The following is an 18,176-nucleotide window of genomic DNA, read 5'->3' as shown; positions in this document are numbered from 1 at the left end:
ACATACCCGGGCATGCATGAGCACACCGGGAGACACCGCAGGAGAAGGTGCGGCAGAGCCAGTCTAATGAAGGCGTTCTCTCTGTCTAGCCTTTCATTGCATCAATCTTCGCCAGATGTACTACGGATTTCGCAGGTGTCATCATCCTGTTGCAAGGGATCAAGGGGTTTAGGCTCCTGCTCACCGTCCTCGCGCTCCTCCCCCAGCAGCCGCTCGGCCGTGCCCCGGTGCAGCTGAGCGGAGGCGGGATCGCCCAGGCGTTCCAGCGTGTCGGCGAGCCGCAGCTGCAGCGCCGCCTGCAGTCGTACGTCCTCGGCACGCCGGGCCCACTCCACCGCCTCGTGGCAGGTGCGCAGCGACTCCTCGGGCCGTCCCGCGTACTCCTGGACGCGCGCGAGTTCGCTCAACGCCCGTGCGTGGGAGGCGATGTCGCCGTTCTTGCGGTGCCGGGCGATCGCCGTGCGCCAGCCGCGCTGCGCCTCGCCGTAGCGGCCCGCATAGGTGTGGGCCGCGGCGATACGGCCGTAGAGCCGGGCGGCGGCCGCACGCTCACCCCGGGCCAGGCGCTCGGCGAGCGCGCGGCCGAACCAGTCGGCGGCCCGGTCGTAGTCCCCGAGCTCCAGATGCGCACCGCCTACGGATTCCATTGCGCGGCCGCTCGCGTAGGGGTCGTTCGCCTCCCGTCCGGCGTCCAGCGCGGCCCGATAGCGCGCCAGCGCCTCCGTCGTGCGGCCGGTCTGGGCGTCCAGGTCGCCGAGGTTCAGCAGTGCGGCGGCCTTCTCGCGAGGCAGGTCCCGTCGCTCGGCGACGTCCAGGACGAGCCGGTGGATGCCGTACAGGTCGGGGGCGGCGGCCCGGGTGCCGAAATGCGCGACCATGGCCTTGACCAGCTGGGACATCAGCCGACGGGCGAGGGTGTCCAGCTCCCCGTCCGCGACGGCCAGCCGGGCCGCGGCCAGCAGCGCGGGCCTGCGCAGGCGCAGCCACTCCTCGGCGGCCCGGGGGTTCGGGAAGCGCAGCGAGCGCGGCATGCCCTGGAGCTTCTCGCGCGCCTCGGGGCTGTCCGTCTCGGTGATCACCCGGCACGACTGCAGCAGCCGTACCGTCCGCTCCAGCATGCGGGCGCGGGCCAGCTGCACCTCGCCGGGGCGGTCCTGGCTCTGGGTGAGCGTCTTCAGCAGGGGGTGCAGACAGCCCGGCACCTCGTACTGCGGCAACGGCGAGTCCGCGACCCGCAGCAGACCGAGGGCGACGAACTCGTCCAGCGCGGCATGGGCGTCGCCGACCGAGCAGCCGGCGAGCGAGGCCGCGGTGTGCGGGTCGACTAGGCCGGCCGGGGCGAGCGAGAGCAGCCGCAGCATCCGGGCGGACGGCGCGGGCAGCGAGGTGTAGACGAGCCCGAAGACCCGGCTGAGGGGCGTGCCCTCACCCTCCGTGTGCAGATGTTTGGCCAGGTCGGCGACGGCCGCCTTGGGGCGGGCGGCGAGCCAGCCGCCCGCCAGCGTCAGCGCGGCGGGGTGGCCCTGGCACTCCTCGACCAGGCCCTCGGCGGCACGGGGGTCGACCGTGATGCGGACCGAGCCGGTGTGCCGGGTGAGCAGCTCCAGGGCGGACTTGGTGTCGAGGCCGCCGAGGGTGCAGGGGCGGACGTCGGAGATACCGGTGAGGGGACCGCTCGACACGGCCACGACCAGGCAGTCCGGGGTGTCCGGCAGCAGGGCGTCGACCTGCTCGGCGTCCGCCGCGTCGTCCAGCAGCACCAGGGCCCGGCGGTCGGCGAGGGCGGTGCGCAGCGCCTCGGCCAGGTCGTCCGCGGCGGCTCCGGCGGGGGTGGGCAGCTTCAGCGCGGCGAGCAGTTCACGGGCGGTCTGCCCGAGCGGGACGGGCGTGCCGTCGGGCTCGCTCAGTCGCGCCCGGAGCACTCCGTCGCCGTAACGGTCCGCAACCTGCCGCACCAGTTCCTCGGCGAGGGCCGTGCGTCCGGAACCGGGCCTGCCCGCGATGAGCAGTACGCGCGCGCGTGGGGCCTTGCGGCCGGAGAGGGTGTCCAGGCCCGCGCGCTCGATGTCGGCGCGGAGTTCCTTCAACTCCCTTGTACGGCCCAGGAAACGGCTCTCGTCAGCAGCGTGCCCCGACAGCCGTACACCGTCTGTGTTGACCGCCTGATCCGTCACGGGCCACACTCCCGTCCCACCGCACGCGCAAGCCCGCCGGGACTCCGGTACCGGGCATGAACAGAGCCTAGTTCACGCTCTGCAACGAACCTGGCGGAGCACGGCGGGCACATCCCCCGATCGGATCAGCAGATCGTCACACCGGTACGGGGGGAGGCGGCGTTCAGGACTCGAAGGGACGCGCGGGCCACGGCGCCTCGGCGGGGCGCAGCGCGTCTAGGCCGTCGCCCTGCTCTGCGGCGACCAGCGAAAGGACGCCCACGACAAGGCAGTTGTTGTGCAGCTCGCCCTCGAGGACACCCCGTACGAGCTCCTCGAGGGGCACCCGCGCGATCTCCATGTCGGCCTCTTCGTGCTCGACCTCGAAGCGGTCGCCCTCGGCCTCGGACAGATCGCGGGCGAGGAAGATGCGCACGGCCTCGTCGCAGCCGCCGGGGGTGGTGTAGACGTCGGTCAGCACACGCCAGTCCTCGGCCTTGACGTGCGCCTCCTCGTACAGCTCGCGCTGGGCGGCGTGCAGCGGGTTCTCGCCGGGCACGTCGAGCAGACCGGCCGGGATCTCCCACAGCTTGTGGCGCACGGGGTGGCGGTACTGGCGCACGAGCAGGACCCGGCCGTCCTCGTCGAGGGCCACGACGGCGACCGAACCGGGGTGGACCTGGTAGTCGCGGCGGGCCACATGTCCGTCGGGCATGACCACGTCGTCCGTGCGCACGGAGGTCTTGTTGCCCACGAAGGGGGTCTCCGTCGCCCGGATCTCCCACGCCTCGGGGGTGTCCTTGATCGTCATGCCCTGTCCTTCCGCACGCTTCTGCCGCACACGCCGAGTGAAACGGGGCGCTCACCTTTTGAATGCGAGCGCCCCGGCCACCGTACAACTGGTGTGTTACTTGGAATTCTTCCGCTCGACCGATGCCTTCACCAGACCCGCGAACAGCGGGTGCGGCCGGGTCGGGCGGGAGCGCAGCTCGGGGTGCGCCTGGGTCGCCACCAGGTAAGGGTGCGTCTCGCGCGGGTACTCCACGTACTCGACGAGCTTGCCGTCGGGCGAAGTGCCGGAGAACAGGATGCCCGCCTTCTTCTCCAGCTCCGCGCGGTAGGCGTTGTTCACCTCGTAGCGGTGCCGGTGGCGCTCCTCGACGTACTCCTTGCCGTCGTAGACCTCGCGCACGATCGAGCCCTCGGCCAGCTTGGCCGGGTACATGCCCAGCCGCATCGTGCCGCCCATGTCGCCCTCGCCGGCGACGATGTCGAGCTGCTCGGCCATGGTGGAGATGACCGGGTGGCCGGTGGCGGAGTCGAACTCGGTGGAGTTGGCGTCGGTGATGCCGGCCAGGTTGCGCGCGGCCTCGATCACGATGCACTGCAGGCCCAGGCAGAGGCCGAGCAGCGGGATCTTGTTCTCGCGGGCGTACTTGATCGCGCCGACCTTGCCGAGCACACCGCGGTCGCCGAAGCCGCCCGGGATGCAGATGCCGTCGACGTCGCCGAGCTGCGCCGCGGCACCGGCCGGGGTCTTGCAGTCGTCGGACGTGACCCACTTGATCTTCACACGGGCCCGGTTGGCGAAGCCGCCGGCGCGCAGCGCCTCGGTGACCGAGAGGTAGGCGTCGGGCAGGTCGATGTACTTGCCGACCAGCGCGAGGGTGATCTCGTGGTCGGGGTTGTGGACGCGGTCGAGCAGGTCGTCCCAGGTCCGCCAGTCCACGTCGCGGAACGGCAGGTCCAGCTTGCGGACGACATAGGCGTCCAGGCCCTCGCCGTGCACGGTCTTGGGGATGTCGTAGATCGAGCGGGCGTCGGGGCAGGCGACCACGGCGGCCTCGTCGACGTCACACATCAGGGAGATCTTGCGCTTGATCGCGGTGGGGACCTCGCGGTCGCAGCGCAGCACGATCGCATCTGGCTGGATACCGATGTTCCGCAGGGCCGCAACCGAGTGCTGGGTCGGCTTCGTCTTCAGCTCTCCCGACGGGCCGATGTAGGGCAGGAGGGAGATGTGGACGACGAAGACGTTGTCACGCCCGACCTCGTGACGGACCTGGCGGACGGTCTCCAGGAACGGCAGCGACTCGATGTCGCCGACCGTGCCGCCGACCTCCGTGATGACGACGTCGACCTCGTCGGTCGCCATGCGCCGGATGCGGTGCTTGATCTCGTTGGTGATGTGCGGGATGACCTGCACGGTGTCGCCGAGGTACTCGCCGCGCCGCTCCTTGGCGATCACCGTCGAGTAGACCTGACCTGTGGTGACGTTGGCGGAGCCGTCCAGGTCACGGTCGAGGAAACGCTCGTAGTGGCCGATGTCCAGGTCCGTCTCGGCGCCGTCGTTGGTGACGAACACCTCACCGTGCTGGAAGGGGTTCATCGTGCCCGGGTCGACGTTCAGGTACGGGTCGAGCTTCTGCATCACGACCCGCAGGCCCCGCGCCTTGAGGAGCATGCCCAGGCTGGAGGCCGTGAGGCCCTTGCCCAGGGAGGAGGCGACACCCCCGGTGACGAAGATGTGCTTGGTCGTCGTAGATTTCGGCGGCATGGCCAAGAGGGGGCTCCCGTGGTCGCGGTTCGAGGTGCGGTTCCGGGGATTTCTCGCCCACCGGTCCACGGGCTACCAGGGTATCAGCGCCGGGAGGCGATGGCTTCCGGCCACGCACCGCGCACGAGTCACCACAGACCCGCACGGTCCTTCGTGTTTCTCACCCGATGCTCACCCGTTCGGCGCAGTCGGGTTGTCCGGAGCGGCACGCAGATCATCTACGTGCGTCGTATCCTGCTCGGACACTCGCTGCCGAGCCCGGCCGGGTACACGTCACCACCCCCGCACGTGATGACCGGAACAACGAGAGCTCGTCAGTTCGTTGAGTATCAATTGTCGTTTTGCCACACGGCCAGGACGACTGCTTTGCTTCACCGCTCAACGACGCATTACAACGACCCCTTGACCGCAATAAGCGACAGCCCCCTTCCTTCACGGGGGTGACGTGGCCGTTCGACTGGAGTTGCACGTGGCCGGGCGCATCGAAGACTACGCACTCATCGGAGACATGCAGACCGCCGCCTTGGTCTGCCGGGACGGCACAGTGGACTGGCTGTGCCTGCCCCGCTTCGACTCGCACGCCATCTTCGCCGGCCTGCTGGGCACCGAGGAACACGGATTCTGGCGGCTCGGCCCCGCCCACGCGTCCGAGGCGCAGCCCCCGACGGCGGCCCGGCGCAGCTACCGCGGCGACTCCCTGATCCTGGAATCCGAGTGGGACACCCCGCGCGGCACGGTCCGAGTGACCGATTTCATGCCCCCGCGTGACGGCGCCCCCCAGCTGATCCGCATCGTCGAGGGCGTCTCCGGCCGCGTCCCGATGCGCTCGGCCCTCAGGATGCGTTTCTCGTACGGCCGGGTCGTGCCGTGGGTGCACAAGCACGACGGGCGCACGGTCGCCGTGGCCGGTCCGGACTCGGTCTGGTACGACACCGAGTGCGAGACCTACGGCAAGTCGCTGACCACGTACTCGGACTTCACGGTCGCTCCCGGTGACCGCATCGCCTTCACCATCTCCTGGCAGCCCTCGCACAAGGAGCCGCCGCCGCTGCCGGAGCCGGAGGCCTCGCTGGAGGCGACGGAGGACTTCTGGCGGGAGTGGGTGGAGCACTGCACGTACCACGGCCCGTACCGCGAGGCGGTGGTCCGCTCCCTGATCACGCTGAAGGCCCTGACGTACGCCCCGACCGGCGGCATCGTCGCCGCCCCCACCACCTCCCTGCCCGAGGACATCGGCGGCGTCCGCAACTGGGACTACCGCTACACCTGGCTGCGCGACGCGGCGATCACCCTGTCCTCGCTGCTGCGCACCGGCTACCGCGAGGAGGCCCGCGCCTGGCGCGAGTGGCTGCTGCGGGCGGTCGCCGGCGACCCCGAGAACCTGCAGATCATGTACGGCATCGCCGGCGAGCGCGAGCTCGGCGAGGCGGAGCTGGACTGGCTGCCCGGCTACGAGAACTCCGCGCCGGTGCGCGTCGGCAACGGCGCCGCCCACCAGCTCCAGCTGGACGTGTACGGCGAGGTCACCGAGGCCCTGCACCTCGGCCACATGACCGGTCTCGCCCGCAGCGACTACGCCTCCCTCCTGCAGCTCAAGCTGATCCGCTACCTGGAGCAGCACTGGGACGAGCCGGACGAGGGCATCTGGGAGGTGCGCGGCCCGCGCCGCCACTTCGTGCACTCCAAGGTCATGGCCTGGGTCGCCGTCGACCGCACGATCAAGCTCATCGAGTCCGGTGACGCGGACGGCCCGCTGGAGCGCTGGCGCGAACTACGCGACGACATCCACCGGGACGTGTGCGAGAAGGGCTACGACAAGGAGCGCAACACGTTCACGCAGTCGTACGGCTCGAAGGAGCTGGACGCCTCGCTGCTGCTGATCCCGCAGATGGGCTTCCTGCCCCCCGACGACAAGCGCGTGATCGGCACGATCGAGGCGATCCAGCGCGAGCTGTCCACGCCGGACGGCTTCATCCTGCGCTACCCGACGGAGGGTTCCAGCGAGGGCGTCGACGGCCTGCCCGGTGACGAAGGGGCGTTCCTGGCCTGCTCGTTCTGGATGGCGGACGACCTGGCGATGATCGGCCGCGTGGACGAGGCCCGCAAGCTGTTCGAGAAGCTGCTCGCGCTCCGCAACGACCTCGGTCTGCTCGCCGAGGAATGGGACCCGCGCCTGCAGCGCCAGGTCGGCAACTTCCCGCAGGCCTTCAGCCACGTCCCACTCATCGACACGGCACTGCGTCTGACGGCCTCGGGAGCCTACGGCGGCTGAACAGTGTAGGTTCCCAAAACGCGTGGCCACTTTCCATCAGCAGTGGCCACCGCGTGGCCAATAGGACACGGGGATGGAAATCATGCTCCGTGGACGAGTAGTTCCCCTCTTCGTGTACAGGACTCCCCCGGTCGTCGTCTCCAGGGCTGACCGGGGCAGGACCCCAGCGTTCGGCGGCCGGTGGGGCCGCCTCGGGAATCGCGGGGTTGGTGGTCCGATGGGTACAGCGGTGGCTGCGCCGGTACGGCTGAGTGTCCGGCGTGATGACGAGGCCGTGGTGGAGGACCTGGAGTGGCGGTCGGTGCCGCTCGGGCTGCTGCGGGAGGCCCGGCCGTGGCGGACGTTCCGCTGGTTCAAGGGGCAGCAGCACTACTCGGGCACGTACTGGTCGGCCACCGTGGGCGATCACGTGATCTACGAGTCGCGGCTGGAGCTGGGGCGGCTGATGTTCGCCGACTTCGCCCCGGAGGTGGGGCACGTCGTCGCCCAGCCGTTCCTCCTCAAGGCCGATATCGACGGCAAGGTCCGCAAGCACATCCCGGACTATCTGCTGCTGACGGACGACGGTCCGGTGGTCGTGGACGTCAAGCCGCGCCGCCGGCTTGAGAAGCCGGAGGTCGCCTTCACCTTCGCCTGGACGCGGGAGGCTGTGACTTCGCGCGGGTGGCGGTACGAGGTGTGGAGCGAGCCGGATCCGCAGGTGCTGGAGAACGTCCGGTTCCTGGCCGGCTACCGCCGCGCCTGGCTGTTCGACCCTGATCTGGTGGCCGCTTTGCGGGCCGCTGATCTGGACGGGATTTCGCTGGGCGATGCCTTCCGGCTGCTGCCGGAGTGTCCCCGGCCGCTGGTGAAGTCGGCGGTGCTGCACCTTCTGTGGTCCGGGCATGTGACGACCGGGCTGGACCGGCCGCTGGGCGCGGGGCACGTGTTGCGGAGGGTCGCATGAGGGGGGCGGGGACGAAGCTGGGGGTCGGGACGCACTTCCGGCTGGACGGTGAGACGGTCGAGGTCGTGGAGTTCGCCAGCCTGGCCACGGGCATGGAGGTCGTCCTCAGGGACGGGCGGGACCGGCTGGCCCGGATGTCGCTGCGCGAGCTGCTGACCTCGGATCGCGCCGAGCTGATGCACGATGGGTCGGGCCCGTCTTCCTCCCATGACGAGGACGTCGCAGCCGTGGTGCTGAATCGGCTGACCAGGGAGGAGAAGAAGGAGGTCCTGGAGCGGGCCGAGCACGTCCGGGAGATGCTGACGGGCTACCGCTCGGGCAGCGAGGACCTTCCACGCCCTGACGAGCCGCAGCCTCAGTACGCCCCGGGCCTGCCGCTGCAGGCTCGGTATGAGGCCAAGGCGGCGGAACTGGGGGTGTCCGCCCGGTCGACGCGTCGGTGGGCACAGGTCTTCCGCGAGCTGGGCGAGGCCGGGCTGGTGTCGAAGACCGCGAAGGCGGACGGCGGGCTGAGCCATGCCGATCCGCGCTGGGTCGAGACCGCGGTGGAGGTGCTGAACGAGTACGAGGAGGAGTCGCGGCCTTCGGTGAAGGTGGTGCTGGAGGAGGTCGAAGCCCGTGTCAAGACCAAGTTCAAGCTGGTCAAGGTGCCGGTGCCACCGCAGACAACGGCCTATCGGTGGATGCAGGAACTCGAGCGGCGCCATCCCACGTTCCGGCTGAGTACGCAGCGCAACCGGGATATCGCCGACCGCCCCAAAGGGGTCTACGGGAAGCTGCGGCCCACGCGGCCGGGCGAGTACGTGCTGATGGACACCACGCGGCTGGACGTGTTCGCGCTCGACCCGGTGACGCTGCGGTGGATGCAGGCGGAACTGACCATCGCGATGGACTGGTACACCCGCTGCATCATCGGTCTGCGGGTGACGCCGGTGTCGACGAAGGCGATCGACGCGGCGGCCGTCCTCTATCAGGCATACCGTCCTCAGCCGGTTCCGGAGAGCTGGCCGAGGGAGGCTGCCTGGCCCGAGCACGGCATTCCGCGCGGGGTGCTGGTGGAGGCCGAGGCCGTCCACGGGCCCGTCACCGGGGCCTGGGGCCCGAAGGTGGCGCCGGAGACGTTGATCGTCGACCACGGCAAGATCTACCTGTCGGCGCATCTGACCAGCGTCTGCCGCCGGATGGGGATCTCGGTGCAGCCGGCGAGGCTGCGCACGGGCCGGGACAAGGGGCCCGTGGAGCGGTATTTCCGCACCCTGCGGGAAGACCTGCTGCAGCGGCTGCCCGGCTACAAGGGGCCGGACGTCCACTCGCGCGGGCTGAACCCGCAGAAGGACGCCTTCTTCTTCCATCACGAGCTTGAGGCGATTGTCCGCGAGTGGACGGCGGTGACGTATCACCGCAGGCCACACACGGGTCTCGTCGATCCGCACCTGCCGAAGGTGGAGTTGTCGCCGGCGGTGATGTTCGAGCACGGGCTCGCGCGGGCGGGCTACATCGAGGTGCCCCGCGACCCGAACCTGGCCTTCGAGTTCCTCGACGTCACGATGCGGACCGTCCAGCACTACGGCGTCGAGATCGACGGCCGCCGCTACAACGGCGGGTGCCTCGACGGGCTGCGGGACATGGCCGGCTCCGACATCGGCCTGGACAAACGGCGGCTGCCGTTCTTCGCCGACCCCGACGACGTCACCCGGATCCATTTCCGTGACGACGAGCGCGTCTGGCACACCCTTCGCTGGGAGCACGCGCCGAGCCTGGCCATGCCGCTGAGCGACGAAGCATTCCAGTTCGCCCGGAGCCTTGCCGCGAAGGAGTACACCTATCCCGACGACCGGCTCGCCATCGCCCTGCTGCTGAAACGGTGGAATCTGGGGCTGGGTACTTCCCTGGTCGAACGGCGGATGGCGCTGCGGCTCTCCCGCGAACAGGTCGCCCTGGACCTTCCCGAGCAGCCGGTCGACGACGTCAGTTCGCTGCCGTCGGTCGCCCGGGTGCTGTCCCTTCCCGAGCAGTCGGCGTCTCCGGCGATCGAGGCGATCCAGGTCCAGGAGCCGGAGGCGGGCGATGACGACGCCGACGGCCTGGAGGAACTGGAAGAGGAACTCGACTTCTACGCAACGGCCTTGAAGGACATCGATGACGACGAGTAAGCCGGCCCGCGCACAGGCCGAGGAAGCCGATCTGCGCTCCCGGCTGGATCACCTCACGCTGTCCCGCAAGGAAGGCTTCGGCCGCCTCGCCGAGGCCCCGCGCAGGAAGCGTCCGGAGCATCTGTCCCGCCGCGAGCTGAAGAAGCTGGGCGAGGGGGCCCTTGCCGAATACAACCGCGTCCGCCGCAAATGGCACGCGAACCTCGGCCCGCTGGGGACCCCGCAGATGAAAGCCCTGCACGAAGACCTCTGGGACATCTTCGACAGCAACGACCAGGACAGCGACAAAGTCAAGGGCGGAATCGCCCTCGATGCCTTCCCCGGACTCGGGAAGACCACAGCCGTGCTCGCCTTCGCCAAAAAGGTCCACCGACGCATCATCCAAGAAGATGGGAAATACACCGACGAGGGGCACGAACGCTGGCCTGTCTGCCGTGTCGGCTTGACCAGCAACACCGGTATGCGCGACTTCAACCGGTCAATTCTGGAATACTTCGCACATCCCGGCCGTTTCCGCGGGACCGCCGCCGAGTTCGGCTACCGCGCCCTCGATTCAGTTCTTTCGGCAGAAACAAAGCTCCTGATCGTGGACGACCTTCACTTCCTGAAGTGGCGCCACAAGAACGGGATCGAAGTCAGCAACCACTTCAAATACATCGCCAACGAATTCCCGGTCACGTTGCTCATGATCGGTGTCGGCCTGGAGAAACGGGGCCTGTTCAGCGAAGGCTCAAGCTACGAGGACGCGGTTCTCGCGCAGACCGGACGCCGCACCACCCGGCTCAACATGGACCCGTTCACCATCTCCTCCGAGGAGGGACGCACCGGCTGGCGTGACACCCTCCTCGCGATCGAGCAACGCGTCGTCCTCGCGGACAACTACCCGGGCATGATCGCGGATGACCTGTCCGACGAGCTCTTCGCCCGCAGCACCGGACACATCGGCTCGCTCATGACACTGATCAACCGCGGCTGCCAGAGGGCCGTACGCAGCGGCGCCGAACGCCTCGACAAGGAACTGCTGGACCAGGTCAAGAACGACGCGGCGGCCGAGCAGGCCCGCGAGGAACTCCAGCACGCCCTCACCTCCAGCCGGCTGGTCAGCCGGCCCGGGAAGAAGGCGGCATGAGAGAGCTGCGCACCCTGGCGATCCGCGTCCTCCCACAGCCCGGGGAAAGCCTGGACAGCTGGCTGGAGGCGCTCGCCCGGCGCTCCTTGACGTCCCTCTCGGCTCTGCTGGATGCCCTGGGCCTGCCAGAAGTACCGGCCCGGGAACGAACGAGCCGAATGCTCACCTCCCTGCCCGAGGGGGCACTGCGGCGGCTGGAACAGCGGGTGGCGCTGCCTGCCCGCCAGCTCGACGATGCCGTCCTGCCCATCGAGATCTTCGGCCGCCGGGCACCCGGCTGGCGCTTCTGCCCGCAATGCCTGCACGACGGCGAGGGCCGCTGGCCAGCGCTCTGGTGGCTGCCGTGGGCTTTCGCCTGCACCAAGCACCACGTCCTACTCCACCGCGTCTGTCCGAGCTGTGGTCGCGAACCCCGCTACTTCCTGCCCCGGGCGGTGCACCTGCATCTGCCGGGACACTGCATGCGCCGGACCGGCGGGAGAAACGTCTGCGGCGCCGACCTGGGCAGCGCGCCGCAGCTCAGCCTTGGTCACGGCCATCCGATCGTCCAGACTCAAACCGAGATCAACAGCATCACTCTCCATCCGTTCACCTCCGCTGACGCCGTCTTCGCCGAGGTGGACCGCCTGCTGTCCGCGCTCGCCGGCGTCCTGCGGCCGTCCGGTCTGCGGGCGATGAGTCCCGCCTGCCGTTCCGCCTGGGAATCCGCGTTCACGGACGCCACCGACTCACAGTCGGCGCTGGGCAGCTGGCGCTTCCACGACCGCCGTGTCCGCGTTCTGACGCCCGAATTCCTGCAGCGCGAGTACACCGAGGGCACAAAAAGTCTCGCCGTGATCTCCAGAGAACTCGGCCTGCCCGTCGCGCACGTGATCCGCCACACCAAGAGTCTCGGCGTCCATATTTTCCGCGGACCTCGCCCACCGGCCTTCAACGACGACTGGCTCCGCGAGCAATATGTCACACGCAAACGGACCGGTCCTGACATCGCCCAGGAATTCGGAACCCACACCCATGCCGTCCACCGCCGGCTCGAACAGCTCGGTATCCCGCGCCGGGCACCAGGCCGATGCAGTTCCGCCCTCATCAAGAATCTCGATACATCAATCCCGCCCGACATCCGAGCAGCAGCGGAAAAGACACTTCACGGCTGGCTCCGCCTACACCGTTTCCAGATCAGCATATTCTTCCCCACCCTCACCAGCAGCGCCGGCTACCTCGGCGTCCAACCGGGCACGCTCACCATGCAACTCGACCAGCTGGAATGCGCTGTCGGAACCGAACTGTTCCGCCGCTCGGTCCGGCACACGCCACAGAGCCCGACCAGACGAGGGGTCCGTCTCCTACGTGACCTCGACCGCGATGACGTTCAGGAACTCATACACACAGCTCTCGGATCGAAAATCGAGAAAATCCCCGACCAAGACGCAATCAATTCCGCAATCGCCACGGCCGACGGTGAACGCGGCGCGCTGACCGATCTTCATGCCCGCTCCCAACATGGCGGCCGACTCCACATCCCTCCGCCCATGCTGCCGCTCCTGAGACACCTCTTCACTCGCACAGACCAGGAGAACTGCATGGCGCAGATCCACGCCACCACCGGGATTCCGACGAACACGATCTTCAAGCAGCTCAAGCGCCTCGAACAGGCCGGCTGGCTCACCAGCCGACGCGAACCCCCTGCCGAACGGCCAAACGGCGGCCGAGGCCGCACCTACTACTCGCTGACCCCGCCCGCCATCCAGGCCGCCGGTCAGCACATACAGAATCACTGAACGAAGAGGACCCGATGCTGCCTGCTCACAAAAAGGACCAAGTCCGGGAACGCCTGCTCAGCCTCGCCAAGACCGACGACTCCATCACGGGCGCCGCACTCACCGGTTCACACGCGGCCGGGCAAGGTGACAACTGGTCGGACATCGACCTGGTTCTCGCTGTCCGCGGCGATCTCGCTCCGGCCGTCGATGCCTGGAGCAAACGGCTCTACGACGAGTTCAGCGCCCTGCACCACTGGGACCTCGCTTCGCCGCCCAGCACCATCCGCGTCTTCCTCCTCCCCGACTGGCTGGAGATCGACCTCACCTTCTCCCCGGAATCCGCGTTCGGCCCGCGCGGCCCTCAATGGCACACCGTCTTCGGCCAGACAACAGACCTCGAACCCTTCGCCGCACCCGACCCGGACACACTGATCGGGCTGTCCTGGCACCACGCACTGCACGCCCGGACCTGCATCGCAAGAGACCGAAGGTGGCAGGCCGAGCACTGGATCAGCGCCCTACGCAACCACCTGATCACCCTGGCCTGCCTCCGACTGGGCCACCCCACCTCCTACGCCAAGGGCGCCCACCTGCTGCCCGATCACCTGACAACACCACTGGAAGCGACGCTCATCCACTCGCTCACCGAGCAAGAACTTCGCAGAGCGCTCAAGGCCGCCCTCAGCCTGCTCTCCGCCGAGATCGAACTCTGGGACCCCGCACTCGCACACCGGCTCCAACCGTCTCTCACACAGCTCACGGAGACCGAGTGAACGGGACAGCCCGGAGGAAAAGGACACGCCCATGGGACAGAACCGTGGACAAACCCGTGGAACCGGCATCGGAACCTGCAGGTCACTGCACAGCCAGTGGCCAACAGCGAAGGGAACCTACAACAGGACCGCCGAGCCGGGCCCGCCTACGCTGGAGCCAACAGCCCCTGTACGGAAGGGGGCGCCCCATGGCTTCCCCATCGAAGGCGGGCGCGGCCCTCGTCGCGCTGCGCGAGGATCTGGTCGGCGATGTGTTCGCCCCGGGGGATGTCGGCTACGACGAGGCCCGGGCGGTCTTCAACGCGCTGATCGACCGGCGGCCGGTGGTGATCGCGCAGTGCGTGGACGAGGCCGATGTCGTACGGGCTGTGCGCTTCGGCCGGGAGCTGGATCTGAAGATCGCCGTGCGCGGTGGCGGGCACAGCGTGGCGGGCACGGCGGTGAACGACGGCGGGCTGGTCGTGGACCTGCGCCATATGCGCGCCGTCACCGTGGACCCCGCGGCCGAGGCGGTGCGGATCGCGGGCGGTGCCACCATGAGCGACCTGGACCGCGCGACCGAGCCGTACGGCCTGGCGACCACCGGCGGCCGGGCCTCGACGACCGGTGTCGGCGGCTATGTCCTGGGCGGCGGCACGGGCTGGCTGGACCGCTGGTGCGGACTGGCCGTCGACAATCTGCTCGGCGTCGAGCTGGTCACCGCCGACGGCGAGCGGGTCCACGCGAACGCCGACGAGAACCCCGAGCTGTTCTGGGGCCTGCACGGCGGGGGCGGCAACTTCGGTGTCGTCACCGCGCTGACCCTGAAGCTGCACGAACTGCCCCTGTTCTCCGTCGCGTTCGTGTTGTACCTGCCTGCCTTCGGCCGCGAGGTGGTGCGCACCTACCGCGAGATCATCACGGCCGCCCCGGTGGAGGCGTCCGGCGCCGTCCTCTACTTCACCGGGCCGCCCGAGGAGTTCGTACCGTCGCACCGGGTCGGCACGTTGATGTGCGCAGCACTGGTCACGTACGCCGGCGGTGAGGCGGACATGCGGAAGCTGGCCGAGCCGTTGCTTGCGCTGCCGCACGAGGCGGAGATCGTCGGCGCGATCCCGTACGCCGACTTCCAGACCATGTTCGACGACCCACCGGACCTGCGGAACTACTGGTCGGCGGAGTATCTGACGGGTCTGCCCGACGAACTCGTGGACGTCTACTGCGCCCGCGGGGACTCGGTGCCCGTGCCGACCGGCACCCGGCACGTGCTGCTCCCCCAGGGCGGCGCGATCGCGGACGGTCCGCACGAGTACCCCGTGCCCTATCGCGACGCGCCGTGGGCGGTGCACCCCTTCGGTATCTGGCAGGACCCGGCGGACGACGAGCGGTGCCTGCGGTGGGTGCGGGACGTGCGCGCCGACGTCCGTCCGTGGAGCACCGGCGCGGTCTACCTCAACTTCATCGGCGACGAGGGTCCCGAGCGTGTGGTCGCCGGTTTGGGCGCGGAGAACACCCGGCGGCTGTGCGAGCTGAAGCGGCACTACGACCCGGACAACGTCTTCCGCTTCAACCACAACATCAGGCCGGCCTGAGGGCCCGCGCCCGAACGCCGGTCGAATCGGCTTCGGTGGCTGGGCGACCGTGGGTGCCGAGCCGGCCCGGACCCGGGTCAGCACCAGGCCCCGACCGCCTCCAGCGTGCGCTCCCCGCCGGATCGCCGGCCGTCGCCGGCACGAGGGCGATCTCGTCCAGCCCGGCCTCGGCGTAGGCGCCGATACGGGTGCGTACGGCATCTCGATCGCCGACCAGGCCGACCATGCCCGCGGCTTCGGCCGGCAGGGCACGCACCAGGACGTCGGGATCGGCACCGGTCGCGGCCGGCTCCACCGCCTCCCCGAAGCCCGCCGCCGTGAACACGTCGCCGTAGCCCGGCACGGTCAGATACCCGGCGACGCTCCGCAGGACCTGGGCGAGGGACTCCGGCTCCGGATCGACGGCGGCAGGCAGCCAGGCGGCGAGCGTGGGCGGCGTACGGCCCACCTTCTCGGCCGCCGCCACCAGCTTGGCGCGCAGTTCGCGCACCTGCTCCGGGGTGACGATGTCGAGCAGCATGCGGTCGGCGTGTGCGGCGCCGGTGGCGATCGCCCGGTCACCGAACGCGGCGACGGTGAGCGCACCGCCGGGCGGCGCAAGACGGCGCCGGAAGGCGCTGCCGGGCACGACGGGCTCCCCCGGCGGGGCGTGGAGCAGCCCCCGCACCGCTACCGCCGTCTCCTCCAGTACGGCCGCGGGGCGCACCCGGGGCCGCCCGTGCACGCCCTCGACGACCCTCCTGCTGGAGGTGCCCAGCGCCACGCCGACGGCGCGACCGGTGACGGCCGCGACCGACGCGGTACCGCGGGCGAGGGTGTACGGGTCGCGCACGGACACCGGGACGGGCCCGGCGGTCAGTGCGGCCCGTTCGGTGACCGCGCCGATCGCGGCGGCCAGCACGAAGGAGTCCCAGGTCGGCCCCTCACCGGCCCACACCTCCCGGTAACCGAGCCGGTCGGCGAGCGCCGCCACCCGCAGCGGCTCGTCCACCGGACCGTCGTCCTCCCGCCCCACGGCAACCACGCTGAAGTCCATGCCCCGGCCGCTACCCGGCCGTCGGGGCCCCAACCCCGTCCGGAGATGTCCCGGAGGCACACGCGCGGGTAGCGTCCGGCTCATGGACAGCAGTACGGACAGCGGTACGGGCAGCAGATTCGACACCCACGGGGCCGGGATCACCGTGCAGCGGGCGCTGGAGCTGCCTGGTCTGCGCAGTGGGCTGCCTGAGGTCCTCGCGGGCGCCGACCGGCTGCAGCGCACGGTGCGCTGGGTGCACGCGGGCGAGGTGCCGCACATCGCCTCCCTGCTGAAGGGCGGCGAGCTGCTGCTGACCACGGGCTACGGTCTCGGCACCCGGCCGGCCGAGCAGCGGGCGTTCGTGCGCACCCTGGCCGAGCGCGGTATCGCGGCCCTCGTCGTGGAGCTCGGCCCGCGCTTCGCCCGGCTGCCCGCCGCGCTCGTCGACACGGCGCGCGCGGCCGGGCTCCCGCTGGTCCAGCTGCACCGCGAGGTGCCCTTCGTGGCGGTCACGGAGGAGGTCCACACCGAGATCGTCAACGGCCACTACGCGCTGCTGCAGCGGGCCGAGGAGGTGCACCGCCGCTGTACCGAGGCCCTGCTGGGCGGCGGCGGGGTGCCCCAGGTGCTGGGCATCCTCGCCGACTTCAGCGGCAACCCGGTCTTCCTGGAGACGACGGACGGGCAGCTGCTGTACGCCGCCGGGGCCGGCCCCGAGGGCGCGGACCCGCTCCAGGTGTGGGAGGGGCTGCGCGGGCACAAGGACGCCCCGCCGCCGTCGGGGTCGGTCCTCGTGGACGTGCCCGGAGGCGGCCCGGGAACGGCTTCGGTACGCGCCCGCCTGGTCCTCCTCCCCGTACGTGCCCCGCTGGCCCCCGTGCACCGCATCGCGGCCGAGCGGGCGGCCGGCATCCTGGCCGTCGTCCTGATGCAGGCCCGGCAGGAGGAGGAGCTGGCGGCGCGCGGCCGCGGGGACTTCCTCACCGATCTCGCCGAGGGCCGTATCGCCGCGGAGGACGCGCCCGCGCAGGCGCGCGTGCTGGGCTTCAGGCCCGGCAACAGCCCGCTGCTGCCGGTGGTGATGCGGCTGGGCGACACACTGTCGCCGGGCGGGGGCTGGGCGGTGCTGGCCCGCGCGGTCGCCGAGGAGCTGGCCTCGGTGGGGGTTCCGGTCCTGTTGGGCGTACGGCCCGTCGAGGGCCGCGTGCCGTTGCTGCTGGGCCTGCGCGCGGAGGCGGAGCGGTCGGCGGTCGCGGACCGGGTCGCGGCGGCGCTGCGGGCGGGCGTGGAGCGGGCCGGGATGCAGCGGCCGGGGGCGCAGCCGCCGGTGGTGGTCGTCGGGGTGGCGGGCGGCTGGGCGGCGGCGTCGGCGAGCCTGAGGCACGCGGCGGAGACTGCGACGGCGGCGCAGGGACTCTCGGACCGCCCCTGGTACGACGCCCGACGTCTCGACATCGACCTGCTGCTGTGGCGGCTGCGCGACCACCCCGACCTGGCGGCCTTCGTGGACCGTGCGATCGGCCCGCTCCGCGACCACGACAACCGCTCCAAGCCGCCCCTGCTGCCCACCCTGGAGACGTACCTGGCGCATGCGGGCCGCAAGGCGGAGACGGCCCGCGAACTCCACCTCAACCGGCAGACCCTCTACAACCGCCTGGCTCGCATCGGCGAGTTGCTCGGCACGGACCTCGACGACCCGCAGACGGTACTGGCGTTGAGCCTGGCACTGCGCGCACGTAGGCACGCCCCCTAGTGAGCCGGTCTTGAGGTCTCGCTTCGCCACGTGAGCTGTGTTCTGTTTCGGATCATGGCTGTGCTGGTGACAGCGGTGCTGTTCTTCGGTG

At 70.1% G+C, this 18,176-nt stretch carries 12 protein-coding genes; 8 read left to right on the top strand and 4 right to left on the bottom strand.

Annotation, left to right across the window (positions count from 1 at the left end; translation table 11 throughout):
• Positions 1–101 precede the first annotated feature (101 nt).
• The 3 genes from AB0N07_RS37405 to AB0N07_RS37395 form a co-directional block, all read right to left on the bottom strand.
• Positions 102–2,174, bottom strand: coding sequence for a tetratricopeptide repeat protein (locus AB0N07_RS37405; RefSeq protein WP_365843006.1), 2,073 nt, complete (start codon positions 2,172–2,174; stop codon positions 102–104).
• A gap of 163 nt (positions 2,175–2,337) precedes the next feature.
• The gene (locus AB0N07_RS37400; RefSeq protein ID WP_365843004.1) at positions 2,338–2,964 is read right to left on the bottom strand and encodes an NUDIX hydrolase; all 627 of its coding nucleotides are present in this window, start codon (positions 2,962–2,964) and stop codon (positions 2,338–2,340) included.
• Between the two features lie 96 nt (positions 2,965–3,060).
• On the bottom strand, positions 3,061–4,710 hold the full coding sequence (locus AB0N07_RS37395; RefSeq protein ID WP_365843002.1) for a CTP synthase: 1,650 nt from the start codon (positions 4,708–4,710) through the stop codon (positions 3,061–3,063).
• Between the two features lie 469 nt (positions 4,711–5,179).
• Here AB0N07_RS37395 and AB0N07_RS37390 point away from each other — a divergent pair, with 469 nt between their 5' ends.
• From AB0N07_RS37390 to AB0N07_RS37360, 7 genes are all read left to right on the top strand, one after another.
• Positions 5,180–6,982 (top strand): glycoside hydrolase family 15 protein, encoded by a 1,803-nt coding sequence (locus tag AB0N07_RS37390; protein WP_365843037.1) that lies wholly within the window; start codon positions 5,180–5,182, stop codon positions 6,980–6,982.
• A gap of 217 nt (positions 6,983–7,199) precedes the next feature.
• Positions 7,200–7,928: a TnsA-like heteromeric transposase endonuclease subunit gene (locus AB0N07_RS37385; protein WP_365843000.1), complete on the top strand. Its 729-nt coding sequence runs from the start codon at positions 7,200–7,202 to the stop codon at positions 7,926–7,928.
• Entirely contained in the window at positions 7,925–10,081 is a 2,157-nt protein-coding gene (locus AB0N07_RS37380; protein WP_365842998.1) for a transposase, read from the top strand. The genes AB0N07_RS37385 and AB0N07_RS37380 overlap by 4 nt, the downstream gene beginning before the upstream one ends.
• Positions 10,068–11,210, top strand: a complete 1,143-nt coding sequence (locus AB0N07_RS37375) for a TniB family NTP-binding protein (RefSeq protein WP_365842996.1) — start codon at positions 10,068–10,070, stop codon at positions 11,208–11,210. The genes AB0N07_RS37380 and AB0N07_RS37375 overlap by 14 nt, the downstream gene beginning before the upstream one ends.
• Positions 11,207–12,988, top strand: a complete 1,782-nt coding sequence (locus tag AB0N07_RS37370; RefSeq protein ID WP_365842994.1) for a TniQ family protein — start codon at positions 11,207–11,209, stop codon at positions 12,986–12,988. The genes AB0N07_RS37375 and AB0N07_RS37370 overlap by 4 nt, the downstream gene beginning before the upstream one ends.
• Before the next feature lie 14 nt (positions 12,989–13,002).
• Complete coding sequence (locus AB0N07_RS37365; protein WP_365842992.1) at positions 13,003–13,743, top strand: hypothetical protein; 741 nt, start codon at positions 13,003–13,005, stop codon at positions 13,741–13,743.
• Positions 13,744–13,931: 188 nt separating this feature from the next.
• Entirely contained in the window at positions 13,932–15,314 is a 1,383-nt protein-coding gene (locus tag AB0N07_RS37360; RefSeq protein WP_365842990.1) for an FAD-binding oxidoreductase, read from the top strand.
• Here AB0N07_RS37360 and AB0N07_RS37355 read toward each other — a convergent pair.
• Positions 15,301–16,350 (bottom strand): LLM class F420-dependent oxidoreductase, encoded by a 1,050-nt coding sequence (locus tag AB0N07_RS37355; protein ID WP_365842988.1) that lies wholly within the window; start codon positions 16,348–16,350, stop codon positions 15,301–15,303. The two genes, AB0N07_RS37360 and AB0N07_RS37355, sit on opposite strands and share 14 nt — an antisense overlap.
• A gap of 82 nt (positions 16,351–16,432) precedes the next feature.
• Between AB0N07_RS37355 and AB0N07_RS37350 the strand changes: the two genes are divergently transcribed.
• The gene (locus AB0N07_RS37350) at positions 16,433–18,085 is read left to right on the top strand and encodes a PucR family transcriptional regulator (protein ID WP_365842986.1); all 1,653 of its coding nucleotides are present in this window, start codon (positions 16,433–16,435) and stop codon (positions 18,083–18,085) included.
• Positions 18,086–18,176: the final 91 nt, after the last annotated feature.

It is taken from the genome of Streptomyces sp. NPDC051172, from assembly GCF_040682555.1.
Classification (GTDB): domain Bacteria; phylum Actinomycetota; class Actinomycetes; order Streptomycetales; family Streptomycetaceae; genus Streptomyces.
This window is presented reverse-complemented; position numbering and strand designations above follow the sequence as displayed.

Bases quoted from the DNA above. Each gene is read 5' to 3' on its own strand.
- AB0N07_RS37380 (WP_365842998.1), top strand. From the start codon at position 7,925: ATGAGGGGGGCGGGGACGAAGCTGGGGGTCGGGACGCACTTCCGGCTG.
- AB0N07_RS37360 (WP_365842990.1), top strand. From the start codon at position 13,932: ATGGCTTCCCCATCGAAGGCGGGCGCGGCCCTCGTCGCGCTGCGCGAG.
- AB0N07_RS37365 (WP_365842992.1), top strand. From the start codon at position 13,003: ATGCTGCCTGCTCACAAAAAGGACCAAGTCCGGGAACGCCTGCTCAGC.
- AB0N07_RS37375 (WP_365842996.1), top strand. From the start codon at position 10,068: ATGACGACGAGTAAGCCGGCCCGCGCACAGGCCGAGGAAGCCGATCTG.
- AB0N07_RS37370 (WP_365842994.1), top strand. From the start codon at position 11,207: ATGAGAGAGCTGCGCACCCTGGCGATCCGCGTCCTCCCACAGCCCGGG.
- AB0N07_RS37395 (WP_365843002.1), bottom strand. From the start codon at position 4,710: ATGCCGCCGAAATCTACGACGACCAAGCACATCTTCGTCACCGGGGGT.
- AB0N07_RS37400 (WP_365843004.1), bottom strand. From the start codon at position 2,964: ATGACGATCAAGGACACCCCCGAGGCGTGGGAGATCCGGGCGACGGAG.
- AB0N07_RS37355 (WP_365842988.1), bottom strand. From the start codon at position 16,350: ATGGACTTCAGCGTGGTTGCCGTGGGGCGGGAGGACGACGGTCCGGTG.
- AB0N07_RS37385 (WP_365843000.1), top strand. From the start codon at position 7,200: ATGGGTACAGCGGTGGCTGCGCCGGTACGGCTGAGTGTCCGGCGTGAT.
- AB0N07_RS37350 (WP_365842986.1), top strand. From the start codon at position 16,433: ATGGACAGCAGTACGGACAGCGGTACGGGCAGCAGATTCGACACCCAC.